The following is a 24,666-nucleotide window of genomic DNA, read 5'->3' on the forward strand; positions in this document are numbered from 1 at the left end:
CACCGCGGGACACCGCGCCCCCCACCATGACTTCCGCCAAGATCGTGGTGGCGGGCGGGTTCGGTGCGGGGAAGACGACGTTCGTCGGGTCGGTGTCGGAGATCGTGCCGCTGACCACCGAGGCGATGATGACCGACGCCAGCGTCGGCGTCGACAACCTCGACCACACCCCGAACAAGTCGACGACAACGGTGGCGATGGACTTCGGCCGGGTGTCGCTGGACGCGGACCTGATCCTCTACCTGTTCGGCACGCCCGGGCAGCAGCGGTTCTGGTTCATGTGGGACGACCTGGTCCGCGGCGCCATCGGGGCGGTGGTGCTGGCCGACACGCGCCGGCTGGCCGACTCGTTCGCCCCGATCGACTTCTTCGAAGACCGGGGCCTGCCGTACATCGTCGGGGTCAACACGTTCGATGGTGTGCTGGAGCACGACATCAACGACGTCCGAGAGGCGCTGTCGATCGACCCGAACATCCCGATCGTCCGTTGTGACGCGCGGGACCGCGAGTCGACGAAGCAGACGTTGATCACGCTGGTCGAGTACGCGATGCGGCAGTGGATCGCGCTGCGGGCGGCCAACGCGCGCTGACGCCGTCTGGGCCCGGGGATCGCCCGGGCCCGGCGCCGCTCACGCGCGGCGGAAGCGCAGCAGCACGGCCTGTCCGTCGAACGTGCGCGACTCCACCAGCTCCAGGCCGAGCCGCGCGGTGCCCTGGACGCAGCCGTCGATTTCTTCAGTACTCGTCGTGCCGCCGCCACCAGGAGCTCGGCGCGTCGTCGCCGCGGCTCTCCTCTTCCCACGCCTCCTGGCGGCCCAGCGGCGTGATGTCGAGGTAGCGGTGTGACGCGAGGAACATCTCGCCGCCGCGGCCGGAGGTGAAGTACGTCCGGTAGACGTCGTCGCCGTCGCGGAGGAAGACGCTGACGCCGAAGCCCCGGCCGACCCCGCAGTCCTCGGTGAAGCCGGTGCCGTGCGCGGACACCCACGGCACGTCCCAGCCCATCCGGGTCCGGTACCGCCCGATCTCGCCGAGGGTGGCGGGCGCGACGACCGTGAGCGTGACGTCCCGGGCGTGCAGGTGCGCCAGGTGCGGCAGGTTGTCGACGATCAGCGAGCAGCCGGGGCAGCCCGCGTCGTCGCCCGGGTGCAGCATGAAGTGGTAGACGATCAGCTGGCGGCGGCCGTCGAACAGGTCGAGCAGGCTCTTCTTCCCGTCGGCCGAATCGAACTCGTACGGCTTGGTGAAGGGCACCATCGGCAGCCGGCGGCGTTCCGCGGCGAGGTGGTCGGCCGCCTTCATGTGCGCCTTCTCCTTGGCGAGCAGCGCGTCGCGCGCGGCCTGCCACTCTTCCGGCGAAACGACCTCGGGCAGGGTGTGCGGGGTGGCGGTCATCGGTCGTCCTTTCCTCGGATGAAGCCGGTCAGGTCGTCGAAGCTGGAGGTCCAGCCCTCGTGGTGGCCGTCGCGGTCCGCGACGGTGGGGAAGCCGGTCTGGACGAAGGTCATCTCGGTCTTGCCGCCGAGGTCGGCGAAGTCGATCGTCACGACGGTCTCGGTGCGCAGGTCGCCTTCGGTGTCCCAGGCGAAGGTGAACACCAGCCGTTCGGGCGCGCTGACCTCGCGGTAGACGCCGTGCATCCAGTGCTCGTCGCCCTCGGGGGAGCGGATGCACGCCCGCCAGGCGCCGCCGGGCCGGGTGGCGAGGGTGACCGCCGCGCCGGTGTAGCCGTGCGGCCCCAGCCAGCTCGCCAGCTGGCCGGGGTCGGTCCACGCGGCGAAGACGAGCTCGCGCGGGGCGTCGAACACGCGCGTGATGGCCAGCTCAGGCATCGCCGGGGCCCCCGGTCAGGGTCCGCAGGTGCTCCTCGAGGCGGTCGAACCCGTCGTCCCAGAACCGGCGGTAGGCCGCGACCCAGCCGGCGACGTCTTCGAGGGGTTTCGCCTCCAGCCGGCAGGGCCGCCACTGACGGGTGCGGCCGCGGGTGATCAGCCCGGCCTGTTCCAGCACCTTCAGGTGCCGGGAAACCGCGGGCAGGCTCATCGGGAGCGGTTCGGCGAGCTCGTTCACCGTCGCTTCGCCCGCGGACAGGCGGGCGAGGATGGCGCGCCGGGTGGGGTCGGCGAGGGCCGAGAACGTCCGGCTCAGCGTGTCCGTCATTTCACCATCCTGTTAATTAACGTAGTCGTTAAATATAGGTGCGAGCTGCGGCTTGTCAAGTTCTCCCGGGTTGTCCTGAGAGCCGCGTCACTGGTCCTCGGGTTTCCAATAGTAGGAAGGCAAAGTATTTTGGAGGGATGAGCAGCGAGCTGTACCGCCCTGGGCACCCCGTCCGGTTCGTCACCGCGTCGAGCCTCTTCGACGGCCACGACGCGTCGATCAACATCATGCGGCGGATCCTGCAGTCGCAGGGCGCGGAGGTCGTGCACCTCGGCCACAACCGGTCGGTCGACGAGGTCGCCACCGCGGCCATCGCCGAGGACGTCCAGGGTGTCGCCATCTCCGCTTACCAGGGCGGGCACGTCGAGTACTTTTCGTACCTGGTCGAGCTGCTGCGCGAGCGGGGCGCCGGGCACATCAAGGTCTTCGGCGGCGGGGGCGGGGTGATCGTGCGCGAGGAGATCGAGCTGCTGCACTCGCGCGGCGTCGCCCGCATCTTCTCGCCCGAGGACGGCTACGAGCTGGGCCTGCCGGGCATGATCAACTTGATGATCGAGGCCTGCGACGTCGACCTCGCGGCCGAGGCGCCTTCGCTGGACAAGGTGCTCTCCGGCGACGTCGCCGCGCTCTCGCGCGTCATCACCCAGTTGCAGGCGGAGCGGCTGCCGGGTGACCTGCTCGGCGGCATCACCGACGCAGCGGGCAAGCGCGAGGTGCCGGTCCTCGGCATCACCGGCACCGGCGGCTCGGGCAAGTCGTCGCTCACCGACGAGCTGATCCGCCGCTTCCGCCTCGACCAGGAGGACAAGCTGCGGATCGCGGTGCTCGCCGTCGACCCGTCACGGCGCAAGGGCGGCGGCGCGCTGCTCGGCGACCGCATCCGGATGAACTGCCTCGACGGCTCCCCGGTGTACTTCCGCTCCCTGGCCACGCGCACGACGTCGGGGGAGATCCCGGCCGGGCTGCGCGAGTCGATCCTGGCCTGCAAGGCCGCCGGGTTCGACCTGGTGATCGTCGAGACGCCGGGCATCGGCCAGGGCGACGCCGGGATCGTCGACTTCGTGGACGAGTCGCTGTACGTGATGACGCCGGAGTTCGGCGCCGCGTCGCAGCTGGAGAAGATCGACATGCTCGACTTCGCCGACGTCGTCGCGATCAACAAGTTCGAGCGCCGCGGCGCGGAGGACGCCCGCCGGGACGTCGCGCGGCAGCTCGTGCGCAACCGTGAAGCCTTCTCGTCCGCGCCGGAGGACATGCCGGTGTACGGCACGAGCGCGGCGAAGTTCAACGACGACGGCGTCACCGCGCTTTACCAGCACCTGCGCGGCCTGCTCGCCGAGCGGGGCCTCGGCGTGTCCGCGGGGACGCTGCCGCGGGTCGAGGGCAAGGTCTCGACCGACGCGTCGACGATCATCCCGGGCAACCGCTCGCGGTACCTGGCCGAGATCTCCGAGACCGTGCGCGGTTACCACGCGAAGACGCAAGCGCAGGTCGCCGCGATCCGCAAGCGCGACGCGCTGGCTGTCGCGCGCGAAGAACTGTCCAAGGTGGACGCCTCGACCGACGCGCTCGACGGCCTGCTCGCCGCGGCCGAGTCCGATGTGGACGGCGAGTCGGCAAAGCTCCTGTCGCGGTTCCGCTCGCTGGCGGAGGAATACCGTCAGGACGAACTCGTCGTGAAGGTCCGCGACAAGGAGCTGCGTACGCAGCTGTGGCGCGACACGCTGTCCGGCAACCGGATCCCGCGCGTCGCCCTGCCGCGGTACACCGAGTCCGGCGAGCTGCTGTCGTTCCTGCGCCGCGAGAACCTGCCGGGCTACTTCCCTTACACCGCGGGCGTCTTCCCCTTCAAGCGCGACGGCGAGGACCCGGCGCGGATGTTCGCCGGCGAGGGCGACCCGTTCCGCACCAACCGGCGGTTCAAGCTGCTGTCGGCCGACTCGGAGGCCAAGCGGCTCTCGACGGCGTTCGACTCGGTGACGCTCTACGGCCACGATCCCGACACCCGCCCCGACATCTACGGCAAGGTCGGCACCTCGGGCGTGTCCATCGCGACGCTCGACGACATGAAGGTCCTCTACGACGGCTTCGACCTGACCGCGCCGAACACGTCGGTGTCGATGACCATCAACGGCCCCGCGCCGACGATCCTCGCCTTCTTCCTCAACACGGCGATCGACCAGAAGCTGACGGAGTTCCGCGGCGAGCACGGCCGCGAACCCTCCGACGCCGAAGCCGCCGAGCTGCGCGAGTGGGTGCTTCGCAACGTCCGGGGCACGGTGCAGGCCGACATCCTCAAGGAGGACCAGGGCCAGAACACCTGCATCTTCTCCACCGAGTTCAGCCTCCGGATGATGGCCGACATCCAGGAGTGGTTCATCGAGCACGGCGTCCGCAACTTCTACTCGGTGTCGATCTCCGGCTACCACATCGCCGAGGCCGGGGCGAACCCGATCTCGCAGCTGGCGTTCACGCTGTCCAACGGCTTCACCTACGTCGAGTCGTACCTGGCGCGCGGCATGGACATCGACGACTTCGCGCCGAACCTGTCGTTCTTCTTCTCCAACGGCATGGACGCGGAGTACACGGTGCTCGGCCGGGTGGCGCGGCGGATCTGGGCGGTGGCGATGCGCGAGCGCTACGGCGCGAACGAGCGGTCGCAGAAGCTCAAGTACCACGTGCAGACGTCGGGCCGGTCGCTGCACGCGCAGGAGATGAGCTTCAACGACATCCGCACCACGCTGCAGGCGCTCTGCGCGTTGTACGACAACGCGAACTCCTTGCACACCAACGCGTTCGACGAGGCGATCACGACGCCGTCGGAGTCGTCGGTGCGCCGCGCGATGGCCATCCAGATGATCATCAACAAGGAGTGGGGCCTGTCGAAGAACGAGAACCCGCTGCAGGGCTCGTTCGTCATCGACGAGCTGACCGACCTGGTCGAGGAGGCCGTGCTGGCCGAGTTCGACCGGATCTCCGAGCGCGGCGGCGTCCTCGGTGCGATGGAAACCGGCTACCAGCGCGGCAAGATCCAGGACGAGTCGATCCTGTACGAGCGCAAGAAGCACGACGGCTCGCTGCCGATCATCGGCGTCAACACGTTCCGCAACCCGCGCGCGGGCGAGGACGACGTCGAGGTCGAGCTGGCCCGCGCGACCGAGGACGAGAAGAAGTCCCAGCTGGACCGGCTGGCGGACTTCCAGCACCGCCACCACGAGGAGGCCCAGCAGACCCTGAAGGCCCTGCGCGAAGCGGCCACCCGCGGCGGCAACCTGTTCGGGGTGCTGATGGATGCCGCGCGCGTGTGCTCGCTGGGCCAGATCACGGAGGCGTTCTTCGAGGTCGGGGGTCAATACCGGCGCAACGTCTAGCGGCCGGCTTTCGGCGCCAGGACACGGCCGTTCGCGTCGGTGTCCAGCCGGTCAGGCCGGCGCCGTCCTCCTGATCGGCGTGGTACTCGTGGCCGGGGGGCGACCCGGGTGGTAGACGTGGGGTATGAAATTCGGGATCTCGACGTTCGTGACCGACGAAGGCATCCGGCCGGACGTGCTGGGCGCGGCGCTGGAGGAGCGCGGGTTCGACTCGCTGTTCCTGGCCGAGCACTCGCACATCCCGGTGAGCCGGGAGACGCCCTACCCGGGCGGGGGCGACCTGCCCCGCGTCTACTACCGCACACTCGACCCGTTCGTGGCGCTGGCCGCCGCCGCGACCGCGACGTCCGAGCTGCTGCTCGGCACCGGGATCGCGCTGCTGATCCAGCGCGACCTGATCCACACCGCCAAGGAGGTCGCGTCGCTGGACCTCATCTCGGACGGCCGCGCGCTGTTCGGCGTCGGCGTCGGCTGGAACCGCGAGGAGATGCGCAACCACGGCGCCGACCCGGCGACGCGTGGCGCGCTGATCGACGAGCAGCTGGCCGCGCTCAAGGAGATCTGGACGAAAGACGAGGCCGAGTTCCACGGCGAGCACATCGACCTCGACCCGATCTTCAGCTGGCCGAAGCCGGTGCAGAAGCCGCACGTCCCGATCTACATCGGGGGCGAGAGCGAGGCCGCTCTGAACCGCCTGGCCAAGTACGGTGACGGCTGGCTGCTCCGGGGCTACACGAAGTACCAGGAGGCTCAGCGGGTCCGTCGCTGGCTGGCCGAACAGGGCCGCGAAGACGTCCAGTTCGCGGTCTTCGGCGGGCCGACGACGCCGAAGGTGATCGACGGGTTCCGCGAGGCCGGCGTCGAGCGGTACACGTTCCTGCTGGACACGCTGCCGGAAGCGGAGACGCTGAAGGCGCTCGACGAACTGGCGAAGGTGGCCACCGCCCACCGCTGAGCCGGCGGCTACTTGTCCAGCAGCAGGTGCACCGACAGTTCGAGGCGGTTGGCGACGTCGGCGGCCGAGGCGCGGCGGGTCACCCAGGCCACCAGGTTGGCCATCCAGACGTCCGCGACCACGTGGAAGATGTCGCGGTCGGCCTCGGTCGGCTCGGCGATGCCCATCGCCTTGGCGAACATGTTCTCCATCAGCAGCCCGACCTGCTCGACCTCGGCCGCGGCGGAGGTGTCGGCGAACATGAAGGCCCGCACCATGGCTTCGGTCAGGTGCGGGTCGCGCTGCATCATGCGGGTGTTGCGGCCGAGCACGAACATCAGCCGTTCGGCGGGCGTGTCGCCGGGGATGGCCTGGCGTTCCAGCTTCTCCTGCGCACGCTCGAACTCGCGGGCCAGCCCGGAGACGAGCAGGTGGATCTTCGACGGGAAGTACCGGTACAGCGTGCCGAGGGCGACGTCGGCCTTCTCCGCGACGGCGCGCATCTGCACGGCGTCGTAGCCGCCCTTCGAGGCCAGGGCGAGGGTCGCGTCGATGATCCGGCGGCGGCGGTCACGCTGCGCGGCGGAGCCGAGTTCGTCGGCGCCGATCGCGCTCAGGCCGTTGCCGCGGGCCTTGGTCTTGCCTGGCATCGGCATTCCCCCGTCCTTCGGAACTTGTTCCAGTTCACGACGTAGAATACCTGTCCTGGCGAAACGTTCAACGATCGACCCACTGGCCGAAAAACTATAACACGTTCTACACTCGCGAGTAGCGTCCAGCTATGCGAGGAGGCCTCATGCCGGTCGCGCTCACCGAGGAACAGGCCGCGCTGGCCGAGGCGATCCACGCCTGGTCGGCCGCGCACCACCCGCGAAAGGCGGTGCGGGCGGCGGAAACCGGGTCCGGCGCGGGGATTCCCGCGGGCTTCGCCGACCTCGGCCTGATGGGCGTCGCCCTGCCCGATACCACCGGTGGTGGCGGCAGTGTCGCCGATCTCGCCGCCGGGCTCGCCGCGGCGGCCGAAGAACTCGTTCCAGGACCGGTGCTCGGCACCGCGCTGGGCGGACTCCTGCTGGCGGACGTTCCCGCGGCGAAGGAACTGCTCCCCGCCCTCGCCGAGGGGGAGGCCACGGTCGCGGTCCTGCTGGACGCGCCGTCGCTCGAGGACGGCGTCACCGGACCCGTCCCCGGCGCGCACCCGGGCGCCTGGCTGCTGGTGCCGGCCGACGGCGGCCACGTCCTGCTCGCACCGGGCACGCCGGGGGTGACCGTCGAGCCCCTCGCGCCGTTCGACTTCTCGCGACCGCTGGCGCGCATCCGGTTCTCGGGTGTCCGTGCCGACCTGCTCACCTTGCCGCCGGTCCGGCCGCTGGCCGCGACCCTGGCCGCGGCCGAGGCGGCGGGCGTGGCCCGGCGGTGTCTCACCATCGCCGTCGAATACGCCAAGGTCCGCGAGCAGTTCGGCAAGCCCATCGGCGCGTTCCAGGCGATCAAGCACCTGTGCGCCGAGATGCTCTGCCGGGCCGAAGCCGCCGAAGCGCTGGCCTGGGACGCGGCGCGCGGGCAGGACCCGCTTTCGGTCGCGAGCGCCGCCGTCGTCGCCCTCGACGCGGCCGTCGCCAACGCCAAGGACTGCGTCCAGGTCCTCGGCGGCATCGGGTTCACCTGGGAACACGACGCGCACCTGTACCTGCGCCGGGCGGTGGCCCTGCGGCAGTGGCTCGGTGGCTCGGCGCCGTGGCGGCGGCAGGCGGCGTCGCTGGCTCTCGCCGGGACCGAACGCACGATGGGTGTCGACGTCGGGGACGACCCGGCGTTGCGCGACGAGGTCGAGCGGATCGCCGCGCTGCCCGAGGCTTGGCGGCGTGTCGCGCTGGCCGACGCCGGCCTGCTGACGCCGCACTGGCCGGCGCCGTTCGGCCGCGGCGCCGATGCCGCGGAGCAGCTGCGGATCGACGCCGAGCTGACGGCGGCCGGCGTCCGCCGTCCCGACCTGGTGATCGGCGCGTGGGCGGTGCCGACGATCCTCGAGCACGGCAGCGACGAGCAACGGGCGCGGTTCGCCCGGTCCACCCTGCGGGGCGAGCTCACGTGGTGCCAGCTGTTCAGCGAGCCCGGCGCCGGGTCCGACCTGGCCGCGCTGCGGACGGCGGCCCGGCGCGTCGAGGGCGGCTGGCGGCTGTCCGGGCAGAAGGTGTGGACGTCGCTCGCCCGCGAAGCCGACTGGGGCATCTGCCTGGCCCGCACCGACCCGGACGCGCCCAAGCACAAGGGCATCACGTATTTCCTGGTCGACATGCGCGCCGAGGGCATCACGACGCGGCCGCTGCGGGAGATCACCGGCGAGGCGGTGTTCAACGAGGTGTTCCTCGACGACGTGTTCGTGCCGGACGCCGACGTCGTCGGGGCACCGGGCGCTGGCTGGCGGCTCGCGCGCACGACCTTGGCGAACGAGCGGGTGGCCATCGGGAGCGGGTCGGCGGTCGGGGAGAGCGTGCAGTCGTTGGTGTCCACAGTGGACGCTGCTTCGCTGGGCGAAGTCGCCCTGGACCGGCTCGGCGCGTTGGTGGCCGACGGGGTCGCGGGTTCGGTCCTGGACCTGCGCGCGGCTTTGCGGCGGCTCGGCGGGCAGGACCCGGGCGCGGAGTCGAGCGTGCGGAAGCTGCTCGGGGTCCAGCACCGGCAGGACGTGGCCGAGTTCGCGCTGGAGCTGGCCGGCGCCGGAGCTCTGGCCGCGGACGGCCCGGCCCAGCACGAGTTCCTCGTGACACGCTGCCTGTCGATCGCGGGCGGCACGACCCAGGTCCTGCGGTCCCTGACCGCGGAACGCCTGCTGGGCCTCCCCCGCGGCTGACGCCCCGCCCATCACGCGAGTTACGCGTCCAATCACGCGAGATCCGGGTCTGATCACGCGAGTTACGTTTTCGAGCACGCGAGATCCGGGTCTGAGCACGCGGCTGCGGGCGGCGGACGCGGTGCGAAAGGACCGTTCGTGCCGCCGCGGGCAAAACTGTCGGGGTCGTGTTCTAGCGTTGCGGTCGTGGAGTTCAGCGCAGACACCCAAGCCACGTACCTCCCCGCGGATCCCCCGCGGGACGGGGTACTGGCCTTGTGGGGCGACGACGTGGCCGGCGGGACCACGATCGAGCTCGTGCTGCCCCGCGGCGCCAAGTTCGCGCGGACGAAGGTCGACGCAGAGCTCGTCCCGCTGGAACGCGCGCTGCCCCGCCTGCTGGCGGTGGGGGAGGAGGCCAGCCCGGCCGTCGCGGCCTGGTCGGCCGCCGTCAACGCCGGGGTGAACCTCGTCGCGCGGGGGCGGCTGCGGCCTGCCGCGTCCCCGGCGGGCGCGGCGGCGTGGCGGATCGGCCCGCTCGACGCCGCGGACGAGGAACTGCTGCGGGGTCTGGCCGGTGCCCTGCCGCCGGAGGCGTACGCGCTGCCGTTGACCGGGCTGAAACGCATCCGGCTGCACTCGCCGGACTCCCTGGTGCGCGCGCTCTGGGACGCGACCGCCGATCTGCTGGTGCGCAGCCCGGCGGCGCCCGTCGGGGCCGGTGACCCGGCGTTCGCGGCACGCGAACCGGCGCTGCTGGGTCCGGACGGCGCCGCCTGGCTCGCCGAGCTGGAGGCCCGCGAACCGCGTGGCGTGCAGGTGCTGCTCCGCGTCGAAGGCCGGGGTGACGACTCGTTCGCCGGCGTCCTCGCGGTGCGCAGCATCGCGGAGCCGAGCCTGGTGGTCGAGGCGGCGACGCTGTGGGACGCGCCGGACGCGGTGCTGAACCGGCTCGGCGACCAGGTGGAGACGCAGCTGCTGCTCGGCCTGCGCCGTGGCGCGCGGGCCTGGGCACCGCTGGGCCGGGTGCTGGCGGAGCCCGCGCCGGCGGAGCTGCCGCTGTCGGACGACGAGGTCGTCGACCTCCTCACCGACGGCTCGCGCGAGCTCGGCGGCGCCGGGATCGAGGTGCTGTGGGCGAAGGGCCTGTTCGCCGGCGAGGTGAAGGCGAAGGCGAGCGCGACCCAGGCGCCGGCGAGCGTCGCGGGGCCGGAGTTCGCGCTGCGGAGCCTCCTGGAGTTCCGCTGGCAGCTCAGCCTGGGCGGCGAGCAGCTGACCGAGGCCGAGGTCGCCGCGCTCGCCGAGGCGAAGCGGCCGCTGGTCCGGCTGCGCGGCCAGTGGGTGCGCGTCGACCCGGCGCTGCTCGCCCGGGTACGCGGCCGCACCCGCAAGCTCGACGCCGGCGAGGCCCTGGCCGCCGCGCTCACCGGCGAGCTGGAGCTGGACGGCGAACGTGTGGAGTTCGCCGCGCCACCGGTGCTGGGCGGGCTGGCCGAGCGGATCCGCGACCGGGCGGAGGCTTCGGTCGCGCCGCCGCCGGGGCTGCACGCGACCCTGCGGCCGTACCAGCAGGCCGGGCTCGCCTGGCTGGCGACGATGACCGGGCTCGGCCTCGGTGCGTGCCTGGCCGACGACATGGGCCTGGGCAAGACGATCCAGCTGATCGCCCTCCACCTGCATCGGCACGCACTGGCTGGGGCGGCCCGCTCGCGGCCCGAGCCCGGGGCCGGCCTGCCGGCCGCCGGGGCGGCGCCTCTCTCCGCCGACCGTGCGGCTCCGGTTGCCGACACCGAGCCCACGCGCGCCGGCGGCGGTCCCACCCTGGTGCTCTGCCCGACCTCCCTCCTCGGCAACTGGGAGCGCGAGTTCGCCCGGTTCGCGCCGGACATCCCGGTCCGCCGCTTCCACGGCGGCGGCCGCCACCTCGACGACCTCGCGCCGGACGAGGTCGTGCTCGCCACCTACGGCGTCCTCCGGCGCGACCGCGAAACGCTGTCCGAAGTGGACTGGGGACTCGTCGCGGCGGACGAGGCGCAGCACGTCAAGAACCCGCTGTCCGCCACGGCGAAGGAACTGCGCAAGATCCCCGCGCAAGCCAAGGTCGCCCTCACCGGCACCCCGGTGGAGAACCGGCTCACCGAACTGTGGTCCATTGTGGACTGGACGACACCCGGGCTGCTCGGCCCGCTCGACCGCTTCCGCCGCACGGTGGCGCGGCCGATCGAGCGCGACCGCGACAAGGCCGTCACCGAACGGCTGGCCGCCACCGTGAGGCCGTTCCTGCTGCGGCGCCGCAAGACCGATCCGGACATCGCCCCGGAGCTGCCGCGCAAGACCGAGACCGACCGGTTCGTCCCGCTCACCGCCGAGCAGACCACGCTCTACGAGGCCGTGGTTCGGGAGAACCTCGCCGAGATCCGGGAGACGCGGGGCATCCAGCGGCGTGGGCAGGTGCTGCAGCTGCTGACCGAGCTCAAGCAGATCTGCAACCACCCGGCACAGTTCCTGAAGGAGCCGCACGGCGCGCTCACCGGCCGGTCCGGCAAGCTCGCGGCGTTCGAGGAACTCCTGGACGTGATCCTCGACGAGGGCGACAGCGTGCTCGTGTTCAGCCAGTACGTCCAGCTCTGCCGGTTGCTCGAACGGCGTCTCAAAGAGCGCGGCCTGCCGACGGAGTTGCTCTCGGGCGACAGCTCACCGGCGAAGCGGCAGGACATGGTCGACCGGTTCCAGGCCGGCGAGATCCCGGTGTTCCTGCTTTCGCTGAAGGCGGGCGGGGTCGGGCTCAACCTGACCCGGGCCACCCACGTCATCCACTACGACCGCTGGTGGAACCCGGCGGTGGAGGACCAGGCCACCGACCGCGCTTACCGCATCGGGCAGGACCGGCCGGTCCAGGTCCACCGGCTGATCGCCGAGGGCACCCTCGAGGAGCGGATCGCGCAGGTGCTCGAGAAGAAACGCGGGCTGGCCGAGTCGATCGTCGGCGCGGGGGAGGACTGGATCACCGAACTGTCCGACGACGCGCTCGCCGACCTGGTCCGGCTCGGGAGCGGCTGATGCCCCCGAGGCGGAACTTCGGCACGACGTGGTGGGGCCGCGCCTGGGTCGACGCGCTGGAGCAGCGCGCGAAACTCGACCCGAACCGGCTGCCCCGCGGGCGGACGTACGCGCGCCAGGGCACGGTCAGCGAGCTGCACGTCGGCGCCGGGGCCGTGACCGCCCGGGTGCGCGGCAGCCGGCCGCAGCCCTACAAGGTGTCGATCACGATGCGCACGTTCAGCGACGGCGAGTGGGACACGCTGCTGGGCGTGGTCGGCACGCAGCTCGGGCACGCGGCGGCGCTGCTCGACGGCGAGCTGCCGGGCGCGCTCGCCGAGCAGGCTCGTGAGGCGGGCGCCGACCTGCTGCCGGGGCCGGGCGACCTGCGGCCGCGGTGCTCGTGCCCGGACTCGGCGAACCCGTGCAAGCACGTCGCCGCGGTGTACTACCTGGTCGCCGACGAGGTGGACCGCGACCCGTTCACGCTGTTCCTGCTGCGCGGGCGCCCGCGGGCGGACGTCCTGGCGGAGCTGCGGGCTCGCCGCTCGCCGGCGCGCGGCGAGAAACCGAAGCTGCCGAAGCCCTCGGACGAGGGGCTGTCCGCGCGCGCGGCCTATGCCCGGCGGCCGGGGGCGATCCCGGCGCTGCCACCGCCGCCGCGGGTGGCCGGGCCACCGGCGGTCCTGGACCTCGACCCGCCACCGGCCACGGGCTGGACGGCGGCGGCACTGTCCGTTCTCGCGGCGGACGCGGCCTCGCTCGCTCGCGACCTCCTGGTCGGCGGAGTGACGGCGGCGGAGCTGACGTTCGAGGAAGACCTCGCCCGCCGCGCGGCCGGCCGTTCCGGCGCGGAGATCACCACGCTGGCCACGGCGGCGGGGGTGTCCCCGAAAGACCTGGCTCGCTGGGCGGAGTCCTGGCGCGAAGCCGGCCGGGGCGGCCTGGCGGCGCTGCGGGAGAGCTGGCAGCCGGGACCGGGCCCCCTCTCGGAAGCCCAGGCTGTCCTGGCCGACGCGGGTCTCCCGGGGAAGCCGAAGGTCTGGCGCAACCGCCTCACACAGGGGGAGCTGCAACTGCGCTACGGCCGCGACGCGCGCTGGTACCGCTTCGTGCGCGCGGGGACGGAGTGGCGCCTCGACGGCCCACCTTCGGCAAGCCCGGTGGACCTGGCCTACTGACCAGCGGTCGCCGGCCCGAGCGAATCTCGAGGTGGGAGCCGCGGCCCCGCCCGGCTACCGGTTCTCGGCCTTCCAGGCGTTGTACGTGAAGTCCAGGAACCGCGCCACCCCGCGCACCACGTGCGCACTCCGCACGGACGTGAACACGTCGAACGCGTGCTGAGCCCCCGCCAGCTCCGCGTAGGCCACCGGCTGCCGGGACTTCTCCCTCAGCCGCCCGACGAACTCGCGGGCTTCGCGGACCGGGACCAGCGAATCGTCGCGGCCGTGGATCACGAAGAACGGCGGTGCCTCCGAGGAAATCCGGTCCAACGGCGAGGCCGCGACGTAGTCGTCCAGGTGCTGCACCGGGTCCCGGCCCGGCGCGAACACCCGCCGGGCGATCAGGCTCTCCAGCCGGTACTTGCTCGCCTGCGATCCCGAAGTCGCCGCGAAGTCGTACACGCCGTAGTGCGGCACGCACGCCTGGACGCTCGTGTCCACGTCCTCGAACGATGGCTGCAACGCCGGGTCGTTCTGCGACAACGCCAGCAACGCCGACAGGTGTCCGCCCGCCGATCCGCCCGTCACCGCCACGAAACGCGGGTCGCCGCCGTACGAAGCGATCGAAGAGCGAATCCACGCCAGCGACTGCTTCGCCGCCACGATGTGCGCCGGCCACCGGTGCGCCGGCGACAGCGGGTAGTTGATCGCGACGCACACCCAGCCGCGGCGGGCCAGGTAGCGCATCAGCGGCCTGCCCTGCTCCTCCTTGTTGCCGATCACCCACGCGCCGCCGTGGACCTGCAGCAGTACCGGCGCGCCCGAGACCGGCGTCGAAGGCCGGTACACGTCCAGGAGGAACCGCTTGCCACCCGGCGCGTACGCGATGTTGCGGTCGACGCGGACGTCCGGTGCGCCCATCCGGAACGGCAGGGCCAGCTCGCTCCACGGCAGGCCCAGGTCGGAACGGCCCAGCTCCGACGCGTAGTCCTCGCCCAACGCCGACGTCAGCGCCTTCTCGATCTCGTCGCGGGCGCCGTGCCCGGTGCGGATCAGCGTGGCCAGGCCGGCGGCGGACGCGGCCGCCATCGCCAGACCCGCCTTCGTCGACCGGTCGCCGACGCCGTGGCGGGCCGTGTGGACCAGCGCGTCCGCCGCCGTCAGCGCCAGGAACTGGGGCGCCAGCTCGCCGGTCAGCCAGCCGGCGAAGAACGCCGGAATCGTCGTGGACCGAGCCCTCAGCGGGCGGAGCGCGTTGGCCGTGAGCCCGAGCTGGACCGCGCGGCGGATCAGGAAGTTCGGCTGCACCAGCGCGATGATACCGGCGAGTAGGATGACGCGCCGCTCACCGGAAGTGGCTTGCGCTGCGCTGGTCGGTACTAATCCGACCACAGCCACGGCCGCATGACTTCGTGGGACGGTTACGTGCCGCGCGGAGGGCGGCCTGCTTTTGGCCGGATCAGTACCCTGGGCGCCATGCAGAGACTGAGCGGCCTCGACGCGAGCTTCCTCTACCTCGAGACGTCGTCGCAGGTCCTGCACGTCTGCGGGCTGCTCGTCCTCGACGGCTCGACCGTCCCCGGCGGCTACACCTTCGCGAAACTCGCGGAAAAGCTCGACGAACGGGTCCGGCGGATCCCGGCATTCCGCCGCAAACTGCACAACCCGCTCTGGAACATCGGTCATCCGGTGTGGATCGAGGACGAGGACTTCGACCTCGACCACCACGTGCACCGCATCGGCGTGCCCGCCCCCGGCGACCGCGCCGAGCTGGCCGCGCTGTGCGCGCACATCGCCGGGCAGCAGCTCGACCGCGCGCACCCGCTGTGGCAGCTGTACGTCATCGAAGGCCTGGCCGACGGCCAGATCGCCGTGCTGCTGAAGATGCACCACGCGAGCGTCGACGGCGTGAGCGGCGCCAGCCTGATCACCTACCTGGCCGGCCTGGAACCGGACGGCCCGATGCCGGAGATCGACGAGGGCCGCACCTGGCCGACACCGTCGATGCTGGACCTGGTCCGTGCGAGCGTCGAGAGCGTCGCCAAGCGGCCCGGCGAGGTCGTCCGGCTGCTGCCGGACCTGCTGGGGCTGGTGCCGCGGTGGCTCGGGAAGGCGATGCGCGGCAAGGGGATGCCGGTGCCCTTCACCGCGCCGAGGACGTCGCTGAACGGCACGATCACCGGGCACCGCAGCGTCGCCTTCGCCCAGCTCGACCTCGCCGAGATCAAGAACGTCAAGAACGCCTTCGGGGTCACGGTGAACGACGTCGTGCTCGCGCTCGTCGCCGGCGCGCTGCGGGAGTTCCTCGCCGCGCGCGGTGAACTGCCGCAGGACCCGCTGGTGGCGACCGTCCCGGTGTCGGTGCACGACCGGACCGCGCGCGAGCACGGCAGCAACAAGGTTTCGGCGTTCTTCGCCTCCCTGCCGACGCACCTGGCCGACCCGGCCGCGCGGGTGTTCTTCCTCGCCGAGGCGAACCGCCGGTCGAAGGACCACCACTACGACATCGACGCCGACATGCTGCAGGACTGGGCCCAGTTCTCCGCGGCGACGGCGTTCGGGCTCGCCGTGCGCGCGTACTCCGCGTTGCGCCTGGCGGAGAAGCACCCGGTGGTGCACAACCTGGTCGTCTCGAACGTGCCCGGGCCGCCGATGCCGCTGTACTTCCTCGGTGCGCGGATCACCGGCTTTTACCCGCTCGGCCCGGTTTTCCACGGCGCCGGGCTGAACGTCACCGTGCTGTCCAACGCGGGCAAGGTGCACGTCGGCCTGCTCGGCGCCCGCGAACTGGTCAAGGACCTGTGGCCGCTCGCCGACGCGCTGCCCGACGTCATGGCCGAGCTGGTCAAGGCCGCGGGCTGAGCACCACCACCGGGATCTCCCGCTCGGTCCAGGCCTGGTACTTCGCGAAATCGGCGTACAGCTCGACCAGCCGCGGCCACAGGTCGGCGCGCTCCGAAGGTCCGGCGACCCGCGCCTGGACGGGGACGTCGCGACGGCCCTTGAGGTGGATGCGGGTCTCCGGGTGCGCCAGCAGGTTGAAGTACCACTGCGGGTGCCGGGGCAGGCCACCCTGGGAACCGACGATGACGACGTCGCCGCCGGATTCCAGGTACAGCAGCGGAGTCGTGAACAGCCGGCCCGACTTGCGTCCGCGGTGGTCCAGCAGCAGTGTCGGCACCGGCTTGCGGAACCCGGCCCCGACGCGCCAGGTGCTGCCGACGCGGCCGTTCGTCAGCCGGAACACCGCCACCTGGGCCTTCGCCAGGTACTTCATGGCCTTCGCCGTCACGGGCGAGTCCAGGCCGCCGGGTTTCTGGTCGGGCAGGCTGAACCGTCCCATCGTGAGTTCCTTTCCTCAAAGGGATCCGACCGCGGCGAGCAGGGCGGGCACCCAGCGGCCGGCGGCCAGGACGCAGGCCGCGTGCCCGGCCGCGACCTCGTAGGTCGCCGCGCCGGGGATCCGGCGGGCCAGTGACCGCTGGTGGCCGGGGGCGATGAACCGGTCCCGGGTGGTCACGACGACCGCGGCCGGCAGCCGCAGCGTGTGCAGCCACGGCGTCGAGTCGAACCGGCCGATCTCGTCGACGGCGACCGCGATCTCCCACGGTTTGGTCGACCGGAACTCCCGCAGCCCCCACCGGTGGTCTTCGACGCGTGCGCGCGGTACCGCGATCGGCGCGGCCGGCGGTTTCACGCGCTCGCGCAGCTGCCGCAGGGTCCGGCCGAACACGTCGAGGGCGACCCGCTGGCGCAGCCCGCGGCGGAAGGTGCTCGCGGTCGAGCAGAGCACCAGTCCGGTAACACGTTCTGGTTCGGCGCGGGCGACGAGCTGGGCGACCATGCCGCCCATCGAGTACCCGGCGAGCGCGAACCGCCCGATACCGAGCGCGTCGGCGACCGCGGTGACGTCGGCGGCGCAGTCGGCGAGCCGGAACTCGGGCGAGCGGATGCCCCGGCCGTGCCAGCGCTGGTCGAACACGACGACGCGGTGGTGGCGCGCCAGCAGGTCGAGGGCGGGGTACCAGGTCAGGAGGCCGGTGCAGGCCACCGAATGCAGCAGGAGCAGGGCGGGCGCGTCACGCGGGCCGACGTCGGTGACCACGGTGCGGCCGCGGCCGGGCAGGTCGAGGGGGACCGGGTCGGGTACGCCGGCGGTCGGCGGCACGGTGACCAGCCGCCGCGTCGCCGCCATCCAGCCTCCTCCGGGGGTTGCCGAGCGGGTCCTTTCCGGCTAAGACTAGAACATGTTTCACTATTGCGCCGATCCGGAGGACAGGCGTGGACTTCGCCCTTGACGATACGCAGACCGAGATCGCCGCTCTCGCCGCGAAGGTGCTCGGGTCGCAAGACGACCCCTGGCGCGCCCTCGCGTCTTCGGGCCTCCTCGCCCTGGCCCTGCCCCCGGACCTGGAGGGCGACGGCCTGGGCGTCGCCGAGGTCGCGCAGGTCCTCACCGAGGTCGGCCGCGCCGCCGCGCCGGTCCCCGCCTACGCGGCCCTGGCGCTGGGCGTCCTGCCGGTCGAGTCCCTCGGGACCCCGGCGCAGCGCGCGGAACTCCTGCCGCCGGTCGCCGCGGGGGAGGCGCTGCTCACCGCGGCCCTGCACGAGCCGTCCGCCCCGCTCGTCGGCGAACCGGCCACGACCGCACGGGCGGCCGACGGGAAGTGGCTGCTCAACGGCGTGAAGACCGCCGTCCCGTACGCCGAACAGGCCACCCGGATCCTGACGCCCGTGAGCACTCCGCACGGCACCGCCGTCTACCTGGTCGACCCGCGCGCCGACGGCGTCACGCTGGTCCCCACCCGGAACTCGGCCGGGACGCCCGAGTGCACCGTGCGGCTCGAAGACGTCGCCGTCGAAGAGGCCGACCTCCTGTTCGACCGGGGCGCCGTCGCGGTCCTGCACCGGTTCGCCCTGGCCGGGACCCTCGCGCAGGGCGATGGTCTCCTCGCCGGGGCCCTGGCGCTGACCGTGAAGCACGTCGGCGAGCGGACCCAGTTCGGCCGGCCGCTGGCGACGTTCCAGGCCGTGGCGGGGCAGATCGCCGACGTCTACGTGGCCGCGCGGACCGTGCACCTCGCCGTGACGTCCGCGGTGTGGCGGCTGGCCGCCGGCCTCGACGCGGACGCCGAACTGGACGTCGCCGCCTACTGGTTCGCCGAAGAGGCCCCCAAGGCGCTCGCGACCTGCCACCACCTGCACGGCGGCGTCGGCGTCGACGAAACCTATCCGCTGCACCGGTATTCGTCGGCGGTCAAGGATCTCGGCCGGGCGCTCGGCGGCGCCGCGCACCGGCTCGGCAGGCTCGGCGAACGAGTGGCGGGGTGAGCGGATGCACGTCGAACTGACCGCGGCGCAACGGGAACTGCGCGCCGAGCTGCGCGAGTACTTCTCGGGGCTGATCAGTCCCGAGGAGCGGCGCGCGATGCGCCGCGAACGGCACGGGCCGGTGTTCCGCGAGATCGTCCGGCGGATGGGCCGCGACGGCAGGCTCGGCGTCGGCTGGCCGGTCGAGTACGGCGGGCAGGGGTTCGGCGGGATCGAGCAGCACCTGTTCGTCGACGAGGCCGCCCGCGCCGATGTTCAGCTGCCGTCGGTGACACTGCAGACGGTCGGCCCGACGCTGCAGGAGTTCGGCACGGACGAGCAGAAGTCCTTCTTCCTGCCGAAGATCCTGGCGGGGGAGATCCACTTCGCGATCGGCTACACCGAGCCGGAAGCCGGCACCGACCTGGCGTCCCTGCGGACGACCGCGGTGCGCGACGGCGACGAGTACGTCGTCAACGGGCAGAAGATCTTCACCACCGGCGGGCACGACGCGGACTACATCTGGCTCGCCGTGCGGACGGCGCCCGACGCGCCGAAGCACAAGGGCATCTCGATCCTCGTCGTCGACACGAGCGATCCCGGGTACTCGTGGACGCCGATCATCACCTGCGACGGCGCCCACCACGTCAACGCGACGTACTATTCGGACGTCCGCGTCCCCGCGAACCGCTTGGTGGGCCAGGAAAACGGCGGCTGGCGGCTGATCACCACCCAGCTCAACCACGAGCGCGTGATGCTCGGCCCGGCCGGGCGCATCGGCGGGCTGTACGACCGCGTGCACGCCTGGGCGGCCGCCCACGGCCTGCTGGACCTCGCCGACGTCCGGGCGGTGCTGGCCGACGCGCTCGCCGTGACGCGGGTGAACGAGCTGCTGAACTGGCAGGTCGCGGTGTCCTCGACGGCCGCGCCCGTGGTCGTCGCCGACGCGTCGGCGACGAAGGTGTTCAGCTCCGAGGCCATCCAGCGGATCGGCCGGAACCTGGAGGAAGTCGTCGCGCGTCACGGCGATCTGGCCGATCCGGACACCGCGGAGCTGGCGGAATGGCTGGACATCGCCGCGAAACGCAACATCGTGCTGACCTTCGGCGGCGGGGTCAGCGAAATCCAACGGGAGCTGATCGCGTCGATCGGCCTGGGCCTGCCGAGGGTGCCGCGATGACCATCGAAGAAGCCGCCGCGGAGATCGCCGCCAACGGGGAGTCCTCGCCGCGGCTCGCCCGTGACCCCGTCAACCAGGCCATGGTGAACAACTGGGTCGAGGCGATGGGGGACGCCAACCCGGTCTACACCGACCCCGGGTACGCCGCTTCGAGCGTCCACAAGGGATTGGTCGCGCCGCCCGCGATGGCGCAGGTGTGGACGATGAACGGCCTGCACGGCACCCGGCCGGACGACGACCCGCTCGGCGCGATGATGACCGTGCTCGACGAGGCCGGGTTCACCTCCGTGGTGGCCACGAACTCCGAGCAGACCTACCACCGGTACCTGCGGCCGGGTGAGCACGTGGCGGCGGCGACCCGCCTGGAGAAGGTCGTCGGCCCGAAGAAGACGGCGTTGGGGGAGGGCTGGTTCGTCACCACCCGGACGACCTGGTCCGTCGGGTCCGAAGCGGTCGCGGAGATGATGTTCCGGGTCCTCAAGTTCCGGCCACCGGCCCCGAAACCGCCGCCGGCGCCGGTGCTCCGGCCGGTGATCAGCCGGGACACCGAGTTCTTCTGGGACGGCCTTCGCGAGGGTGAACTGCGGATCCAGCGCTGGGGCGAGACGCTGCGCCACCCGCCCGGCCCGATGCCGCCGGACGGTTCGCTGGACACCAAGCCCGACTACGTCGTGGCCAGTGGCCGGGGGACGGTGTATTCGTACGTCGTGCACCACCACCCGCCGGTGCCGGGCAAGGAGCTCCCGTTCGTCGTGGCCCTGGTCGAACTGGAGGAAGGGGTCCGCGTGATGGCCGAGCTGCTCGAAGCGTCCCCGGACGAAGTCCACATCGGACTGCCGGTGGTCGCCGCGTTCGTCCGCGTCGACGACGAACTGACGCTGCCCGCGTGGAAGGTGGCCCGATGACCGTCGCCGAAGGGACCGAGCTGCCGCCGCTGACGATCGAGGCGACGCCGACGTTCGTCGTCAGCACGGCGCTGGCCACCCGTGACTTCCAGGACGTGCACCACGACCGCGACGCGGCCGTCGAGCGCGGCTCGAAGGACATCTTCCTCAACATCCTCACCGACACCGGCCTCGTGCAGCGGTTCGTCTCGGCGTGGGCGGGGCCGGAGGCGCTGATCCGGTCGATCAAGATCCGGCTCGGCGTGCCGTGCTACGCCTACGACACGCTGACGTTCACCGGCCGGGTGGTCTCCCGCGCGGGGCAGGACGTCGTGGTGTCCGTGTCCGGTGTGGACAGTCTCGGTGAGCACGTCGCCGGCACCGTGGAGGTGACCCTTCCGTGACGCTCTCGGGCAAGGCGGCCATCGCCGGGATCGGCGCGACGGAGTTCTCGAAGGACTCGGGCCGGAGCGAACTGCGGCTGGCGGCCGAATGCGTGTCCCACGCGCTCGCCGACGCGGGACTCTCGCCGTCCGATGTGGACGGTCTGGTGTCGTTCACGATGGACGGCAACGCGGAGATCGCGGTGGCGCGTGAACTGGGGATCCCCGAACTGAAGTTCTTCAGCCGGATCCACTACGGCGGTGGCGCGGCCGCGGCGACCGTGCAGCAGGCCGCGATGGCGGTGGCGACCGGCGTCGCGGACGTCGTCGTCGCCTACCGGGCGTTCAACGAGCGGTCCGGGCACCGCTTCGGGCAGGTGTCGTCCGCGGCCGCGGGCCAGGTCAACTCGTCCGGGGTCGACAACGGCTTCCACTACCCGATGGGCATCGCGACGCCGGCGGCGACGGTCGCCATGGTCGCGCAGCGGTACCTCCACGACTACGGCGCGACGAGCGAGGACTTCGGGCGCGTCGCGGTGATCGACCGCAAGCACGCGGCGACCAACCCGAACGCGTGGTTTCACGGGCGGCCCATCACCCTCGAGGAGCATCAGGCGTCGCGCTGGGTGGCCGAGCCGCTGCACCTGCTCGACTGCTGCCAGGAGAGCGACGGCGGGGTGGCGCTGGTCGTCACCAGCCTCGAACGGGCGCGTGACCTGGCCGCGCGGCCGGCGGTGATCGCGGCGGCGGCGCAGGGGAGCGGGCCGGACCAGTACGTGATGACCAGTTACTACCGCGACGACCTGGCCGCGCTGCCGGAGATGGGCGTCGTGGGACGGCAGCTGTGGGGACAGTCGGGGCTGGGACCGTCCGATGTGGACGTTGCCGTGTTGTACGACCACTTCACGCCGTACGTGCTGATGCAGCTGGAGGAACTGGGTTTCTGCGGCCGCGGCGAGGCGAAGGACTTCATCGCCGACGGCGCGCTGGAGCTCGACGGCAAGTTGCCGCTCAACCCGCACGGCGGCCAGCTCGGCGAGGCGTACATCCACGGGATGAACGGCATCGCGGAGGGTGTCCGCCAGATCCGCGGCACGGCGGCCAACCAGGTGCCGGACGCGGCCCGGGTGCTGGTCACGGCGGGGACGGGCGTGCCGACGAGCGGACTCGTCCTGACGGGTGACTGAGTGTCACCTCATTGACGGCTGGTGCGCGACCGGCGTGGGTGTCACGGTAGAGACATGACCCACGACGGAGAGTGAGGCCGGCTGTGATGGTGGTCGACTGGGCGCTCACGGCGGTGTTCGCGGCGCTGGTGCTGCCGTGCGTGCTGCGCCTGGTCCGCCTCGACTACGCGCGGCTGGGCCACGGAGTGCGCCACGGCGACCTGGCGGAGCTGCTGCTGGTGGTGGCGATGGTGGCGATGGTCTCCCCGGTTGGCGGCCCGATCCCGGCGGCGGGCTGGCAGGCGGTGCTGGCGCTGACGACGGGCTGGTTCGCCGTCGCCTGGTGGCGCGGCCGGTCGTGCTGCGCCCACCACGCCCTGTCGGCGGCGGCGATGTTCTACATGGTGACGGCGATGCCCCACGGCGGAGCGGGCCACGGGCCGTGGCTGAACATGTCCACAATGGACTCGCGGTTGGCGTTGCCGCTGATCGCGGTGGCGGCGGCGGGGTACTTCGTGGTCGACGCCGCGTGGTCCGGAGTGCTGGTGGTGCGAGGCTCGCCGATCGCGGGAGCGGTCTCGGGCTCTGGTTCCGGGCAGGCTTCGCGCGCGGTGTGCCGGGCGGCGATGGGAGCCGGCATGGGCTACCTGCTGCTGGCCTCGGCCCTGTGAGCGCGGCCGGTTCGTACGTCCGCTGCAAGTCCGTGAATGGCACATTGAGGGACTCTAAGTCCCTCAATGTGCCATTCACGGACTTGGGTGAAGCCCGCTACGCGGCGGCCGGGGTAGGCGGGAAGCGGGCAGCCTGGACGTCTTGAATGAGTCATTCAGGACCTCCGGTGCCCTGAATGACTCATTCAGGACCACTGGATCGAGCGCGCAAAGCCCCTTCAGTCCGTGATCCGCCGGACCTCGCCCAAGGCGCTCTCGCCGGCCTCCGGGAGGGAAGCGGCCGGGTGGTCCGCCGTCCAGCGGGTGGCCGCCGCGATGTCGTTCTTCAGCGCCGTGATCAGGTCCTCCGCCGAGGCGTACTTCTCCTGCTGCCGCAGGTGTGTCCCGAGCCACACCACCAGCGTCTCCCCGTACAGGTCACCCGTGAAGTCCAGGAGGTGGGCCTCCAGCAGGCGGTACCCGTCCGCGCCGTAGTACGTCGGGCGCCTGCCCACCGAGATCGCCGCCGGCACGTGCGTGCCGTCCGCCCGGCGGACCCAGCCCGCCCAGACGCCGTCGCCGAGGGAGCCGTCCTGGTCGCGCAGGGCGATGTTGGCCGTGGGAAAGCCCAGCTCGCGGCCCCGCTGGTCGCCCGATTCGACCGCTCCGCGCACCACGAAGTATTCCGGCATCCGTCCTCCCGAGGTTCTGCCTCCTACGGTAGCGGGCGCGCGCCGGCCTGATCAGATCGTGGACAGCACCGTGTCCGCCAGCACCGGCGCGTCGTCCCGTTCGACCGCCGACGTCGTGACCAGCAGCCGGTCCTCCGAGCGCCACACCCGGATCCGCAGCGTCTCGCCCGGGAACACCACGCCGGCGAACTTCGCCGCGAAGGACGCCACCCGGGCCGGGTCGCCGTCCAGGAACTCGTTCACCAGCACCCGCGCCACGATCCCGTACGTGCACAGCCCGTGCAGGATCGGCCGCTCGAACCCGGCCGCACGGGCGAACGCGGGGTCGGCGTGCAGCGGGTTCCGGTCGCCGCACAGCCGGTACAGCAGGGCCTGCTGCGGCAAGGTCGGCGTCTCGAGAACAAGATCAGGCGAACGCGTAGGCCACTCGATCCGGTCCGAAGGCCCCCGCGACCCGCCGAAACCGCCCTCACCACGGGCGAAGATGCTCGACCGGGCCGTCCACAGTGGATCGCCGGCCGACGACGTGACCGCGACCTCCTGGACCACCACCGCCGCCTTGCCCTTGTCGAAGACGTCGGCGATCCGCGACCGGGCCACCGCCTTGCCCTCGGTGGGAATCGGCCGGTGCAGCGTGACTTCCTGCTTGCCGTGCAGCACCTTCGCCAGGTCGATCTCCACCCCGGGGAACGACACCGCCGGCGGGTCGAACACGCGCAGGTTCGCCGCGACCGTCGCGAACGTCGGCAGCACCACGAGGTCCTGTTCGTAGGTGTACCGCGGCTCGTCCGGCCCCGCGCCCAGCGCGAGGTGGTAGAGCAGCACGTCCGACGACGTCCAGGCGAAGCTCACCTCGCCGATCTCGGCGCCGATCGCGACGTCCGGGTTGATGGGCACGCGG

General features: G+C 71.9%; 22 protein-coding genes. 13 read left to right on the top strand and 9 right to left on the bottom strand.

Translation table 11 applies throughout. The features are described 5' to 3' along the window. Positions 1-26 precede the first annotated feature (26 nt). Positions 27-590 (top strand): GTP-binding protein, encoded by a 564-nt coding sequence (locus tag A3CE_RS0136105; protein ID WP_013224365.1) that lies wholly within the window; start codon positions 27-29, stop codon positions 588-590. 145 nt (positions 591-735) lie between these two features. Here A3CE_RS0136105 and A3CE_RS0136110 read toward each other — a convergent pair whose 3' ends face one another. The 3 genes from A3CE_RS0136110 to A3CE_RS0136120 are packed head-to-tail and all read right to left on the bottom strand — an operon-like array spanning position 736 to position 2,160. After that, the gene (locus A3CE_RS0136110) at positions 736-1,395 is read right to left on the bottom strand and encodes a DUF899 domain-containing protein (protein ID WP_020644976.1); all 660 of its coding nucleotides are present in this window, start codon (positions 1,393-1,395) and stop codon (positions 736-738) included. Beyond that, the gene (locus tag A3CE_RS0136115) at positions 1,392-1,832 is read right to left on the bottom strand and encodes an SRPBCC family protein (protein WP_020644977.1); all 441 of its coding nucleotides are present in this window, start codon (positions 1,830-1,832) and stop codon (positions 1,392-1,394) included. Before A3CE_RS0136115 ends, A3CE_RS0136110 begins: the two co-directional genes overlap by 4 nt. After that, entirely contained in the window at positions 1,825-2,160 is a 336-nt protein-coding gene (locus A3CE_RS0136120; RefSeq protein WP_020644978.1) for an ArsR/SmtB family transcription factor, read from the bottom strand. The genes A3CE_RS0136115 and A3CE_RS0136120 overlap by 8 nt, the downstream gene beginning before the upstream one ends. A 137-nt stretch (positions 2,161-2,297) precedes the next feature. Between A3CE_RS0136120 and icmF the strand changes: the two genes are divergently transcribed. Beyond that, entirely contained in the window at positions 2,298-5,531 is a 3,234-nt protein-coding gene (gene icmF, locus A3CE_RS0136125; protein WP_020644979.1) for a fused isobutyryl-CoA mutase/GTPase IcmF, read from the top strand. A gap of 124 nt (positions 5,532-5,655) precedes the next feature. Continuing rightward, positions 5,656-6,486 carry an LLM class F420-dependent oxidoreductase gene (locus tag A3CE_RS0136130; protein ID WP_020644980.1) on the top strand — a complete coding sequence of 277 codons (831 nt, stop codon included), beginning with the start codon at positions 5,656-5,658 and terminating at the stop codon, positions 6,484-6,486. A gap of 8 nt (positions 6,487-6,494) precedes the next feature. Here the strand turns inward: A3CE_RS0136130 and kstR are convergent, their stop codons facing one another. Beyond that, positions 6,495-7,121, bottom strand: coding sequence for a cholesterol catabolism transcriptional regulator KstR (gene kstR, locus A3CE_RS0136135; protein WP_020644981.1), 627 nt, complete (start codon positions 7,119-7,121; stop codon positions 6,495-6,497). A 140-nt stretch (positions 7,122-7,261) separates the two neighbouring features. Between kstR and A3CE_RS0136140 the strand changes: the two genes are divergently transcribed. The 3 genes from A3CE_RS0136140 (at position 7,262) to A3CE_RS0136150 (ending at position 13,518) form a co-directional block, all read left to right on the top strand. After that, positions 7,262-9,319, top strand: coding sequence for an acyl-CoA dehydrogenase family protein (locus A3CE_RS0136140; RefSeq protein ID WP_020644982.1), 2,058 nt, complete (start codon positions 7,262-7,264; stop codon positions 9,317-9,319). A gap of 186 nt (positions 9,320-9,505) precedes the next feature. Then, positions 9,506-12,358, top strand: coding sequence for a DEAD/DEAH box helicase (locus A3CE_RS0136145; protein WP_026469197.1), 2,853 nt, complete (start codon positions 9,506-9,508; stop codon positions 12,356-12,358). After that, entirely contained in the window at positions 12,358-13,518 is a 1,161-nt protein-coding gene (locus A3CE_RS0136150) for an SWIM zinc finger family protein (protein WP_020644984.1), read from the top strand. Before A3CE_RS0136145 ends, A3CE_RS0136150 begins: the two co-directional genes overlap by 1 nt. Before the next feature lie 54 nt (positions 13,519-13,572). Here A3CE_RS0136150 and A3CE_RS0136155 read toward each other — a convergent pair whose 3' ends face one another. After that, positions 13,573-14,808: an alpha/beta hydrolase gene (locus A3CE_RS0136155; protein ID WP_020644985.1), complete on the bottom strand. Its 1,236-nt coding sequence runs from the start codon at positions 14,806-14,808 to the stop codon at positions 13,573-13,575. A gap of 168 nt (positions 14,809-14,976) precedes the next feature. Here A3CE_RS0136155 and A3CE_RS0136160 point away from each other — a divergent pair, with 168 nt between their 5' ends. Beyond that, the gene (locus tag A3CE_RS0136160; protein WP_020644986.1) at positions 14,977-16,362 is read left to right on the top strand and encodes a WS/DGAT/MGAT family O-acyltransferase; all 1,386 of its coding nucleotides are present in this window, start codon (positions 14,977-14,979) and stop codon (positions 16,360-16,362) included. On the opposite strand, the gene A3CE_RS0136165 is transcribed toward A3CE_RS0136160, so the two are convergent. Together A3CE_RS0136165 and A3CE_RS0136170 are read right to left on the bottom strand one after the other, a co-directional pair. Continuing rightward, complete coding sequence (locus tag A3CE_RS0136165; protein WP_020644987.1) at positions 16,346-16,843, bottom strand: nitroreductase family deazaflavin-dependent oxidoreductase; 498 nt, start codon at positions 16,841-16,843, stop codon at positions 16,346-16,348. The two genes, A3CE_RS0136160 and A3CE_RS0136165, sit on opposite strands and share 17 nt — an antisense overlap. A 15-nt stretch (positions 16,844-16,858) precedes the next feature. Continuing rightward, positions 16,859-17,695, bottom strand: coding sequence for an alpha/beta fold hydrolase (locus A3CE_RS0136170; RefSeq protein ID WP_020644988.1), 837 nt, complete (start codon positions 17,693-17,695; stop codon positions 16,859-16,861). Positions 17,696-17,781: 86 nt separating this feature from the next. Here A3CE_RS0136170 and A3CE_RS0136175 point away from each other — a divergent pair, with 86 nt between their 5' ends. The 6 genes from A3CE_RS0136175 (at position 17,782) to A3CE_RS0136200 (ending at position 23,094) form a co-directional block, all read left to right on the top strand. Further along, complete coding sequence (locus A3CE_RS0136175; RefSeq protein WP_020644989.1) at positions 17,782-18,831, top strand: acyl-CoA dehydrogenase family protein; 1,050 nt, start codon at positions 17,782-17,784, stop codon at positions 18,829-18,831. 4 nt (positions 18,832-18,835) lie between these two features. After that, positions 18,836-19,990, top strand: a complete 1,155-nt coding sequence (locus A3CE_RS0136180; RefSeq protein WP_020644990.1) for an acyl-CoA dehydrogenase family protein — start codon at positions 18,836-18,838, stop codon at positions 19,988-19,990. Beyond that, positions 19,987-20,895, top strand: a complete 909-nt coding sequence (locus tag A3CE_RS0136185) for a bifunctional MaoC family dehydratase N-terminal/OB-fold nucleic acid binding domain-containing protein (RefSeq protein WP_020644991.1) — start codon at positions 19,987-19,989, stop codon at positions 20,893-20,895. The genes A3CE_RS0136180 and A3CE_RS0136185 overlap by 4 nt, the downstream gene beginning before the upstream one ends. Then, positions 20,892-21,278: a MaoC family dehydratase gene (locus A3CE_RS0136190; RefSeq protein WP_020644992.1), complete on the top strand. Its 387-nt coding sequence runs from the start codon at positions 20,892-20,894 to the stop codon at positions 21,276-21,278. Before A3CE_RS0136185 ends, A3CE_RS0136190 begins: the two co-directional genes overlap by 4 nt. Further along, on the top strand, positions 21,275-22,444 hold the full coding sequence (locus A3CE_RS0136195; RefSeq protein ID WP_020644993.1) for a lipid-transfer protein: 1,170 nt from the start codon (positions 21,275-21,277) through the stop codon (positions 22,442-22,444). The genes A3CE_RS0136190 and A3CE_RS0136195 overlap by 4 nt, the downstream gene beginning before the upstream one ends. A gap of 86 nt (positions 22,445-22,530) precedes the next feature. Then, a complete protein-coding gene (locus A3CE_RS0136200) occupies positions 22,531-23,094 on the top strand; it encodes a DUF5134 domain-containing protein (RefSeq protein ID WP_020644994.1) in 564 nt (187 codons plus the stop codon). 218 nt (positions 23,095-23,312) lie between these two features. Here the strand turns inward: A3CE_RS0136200 and A3CE_RS0136205 are convergent, their stop codons facing one another. Both A3CE_RS0136205 and A3CE_RS0136210 read right to left on the bottom strand, forming a co-directional pair. Beyond that, entirely contained in the window at positions 23,313-23,765 is a 453-nt protein-coding gene (locus A3CE_RS0136205; protein WP_020644995.1) for a riboflavin kinase, read from the bottom strand. 51 nt (positions 23,766-23,816) lie between these two features. Continuing rightward, entirely contained in the window at positions 23,817-24,662 is an 846-nt protein-coding gene (locus tag A3CE_RS0136210; protein ID WP_020644996.1) for a MaoC/PaaZ C-terminal domain-containing protein, read from the bottom strand. Positions 24,663-24,666: the final 4 nt, after the last annotated feature.

The sequence above is a fragment of the Amycolatopsis balhimycina FH 1894 genome (assembly GCF_000384295.1).
In the GTDB taxonomy this organism is placed as follows: Bacteria; Actinomycetota; Actinomycetes; order Mycobacteriales; family Pseudonocardiaceae; genus Amycolatopsis; species Amycolatopsis balhimycina.

What these genes read in the sequence shown, in the direction of transcription:
- A3CE_RS0136105 (WP_013224365.1), top strand. Translation starts at nt 27, where the DNA reads ATGACTTCCGCCAAGATCGTGGTGGCGGGCGGGTTCGGTGCGGGGAAG.
- A3CE_RS0136205 (WP_020644995.1), bottom strand. Translation starts at nt 23,765, where the DNA reads ATGCCGGAATACTTCGTGGTGCGCGGAGCGGTCGAATCGGGCGACCAG.
- A3CE_RS0136160 (WP_020644986.1), top strand. Translation starts at nt 14,977, where the DNA reads ATGCAGAGACTGAGCGGCCTCGACGCGAGCTTCCTCTACCTCGAGACG.
- A3CE_RS0136170 (WP_020644988.1), bottom strand. Translation starts at nt 17,695, where the DNA reads ATGGCGGCGACGCGGCGGCTGGTCACCGTGCCGCCGACCGCCGGCGTA.
- kstR (WP_020644981.1), bottom strand. Translation starts at nt 7,121, where the DNA reads ATGCCGATGCCAGGCAAGACCAAGGCCCGCGGCAACGGCCTGAGCGCG.
- A3CE_RS0136115 (WP_020644977.1), bottom strand. Translation starts at nt 1,832, where the DNA reads ATGCCTGAGCTGGCCATCACGCGCGTGTTCGACGCCCCGCGCGAGCTC.
- A3CE_RS0136140 (WP_020644982.1), top strand. Translation starts at nt 7,262, where the DNA reads ATGCCGGTCGCGCTCACCGAGGAACAGGCCGCGCTGGCCGAGGCGATC.
- A3CE_RS0136165 (WP_020644987.1), bottom strand. Translation starts at nt 16,843, where the DNA reads ATGGGACGGTTCAGCCTGCCCGACCAGAAACCCGGCGGCCTGGACTCG.
- A3CE_RS0136200 (WP_020644994.1), top strand. Translation starts at nt 22,531, where the DNA reads ATGGTGGTCGACTGGGCGCTCACGGCGGTGTTCGCGGCGCTGGTGCTG.
- A3CE_RS0136110 (WP_020644976.1), bottom strand. Translation starts at nt 1,395, where the DNA reads ATGACCGCCACCCCGCACACCCTGCCCGAGGTCGTTTCGCCGGAAGAG.
- A3CE_RS0136190 (WP_020644992.1), top strand. Translation starts at nt 20,892, where the DNA reads ATGACCGTCGCCGAAGGGACCGAGCTGCCGCCGCTGACGATCGAGGCG.
- A3CE_RS0136185 (WP_020644991.1), top strand. Translation starts at nt 19,987, where the DNA reads ATGACCATCGAAGAAGCCGCCGCGGAGATCGCCGCCAACGGGGAGTCC.
- icmF (WP_020644979.1), top strand. Translation starts at nt 2,298, where the DNA reads ATGAGCAGCGAGCTGTACCGCCCTGGGCACCCCGTCCGGTTCGTCACC.
- A3CE_RS0136150 (WP_020644984.1), top strand. Translation starts at nt 12,358, where the DNA reads ATGCCCCCGAGGCGGAACTTCGGCACGACGTGGTGGGGCCGCGCCTGG.
- A3CE_RS0136120 (WP_020644978.1), bottom strand. Translation starts at nt 2,160, where the DNA reads ATGACGGACACGCTGAGCCGGACGTTCTCGGCCCTCGCCGACCCCACC.
- A3CE_RS0136180 (WP_020644990.1), top strand. Translation starts at nt 18,836, where the DNA reads ATGCACGTCGAACTGACCGCGGCGCAACGGGAACTGCGCGCCGAGCTG.
- A3CE_RS0136130 (WP_020644980.1), top strand. Translation starts at nt 5,656, where the DNA reads ATGAAATTCGGGATCTCGACGTTCGTGACCGACGAAGGCATCCGGCCG.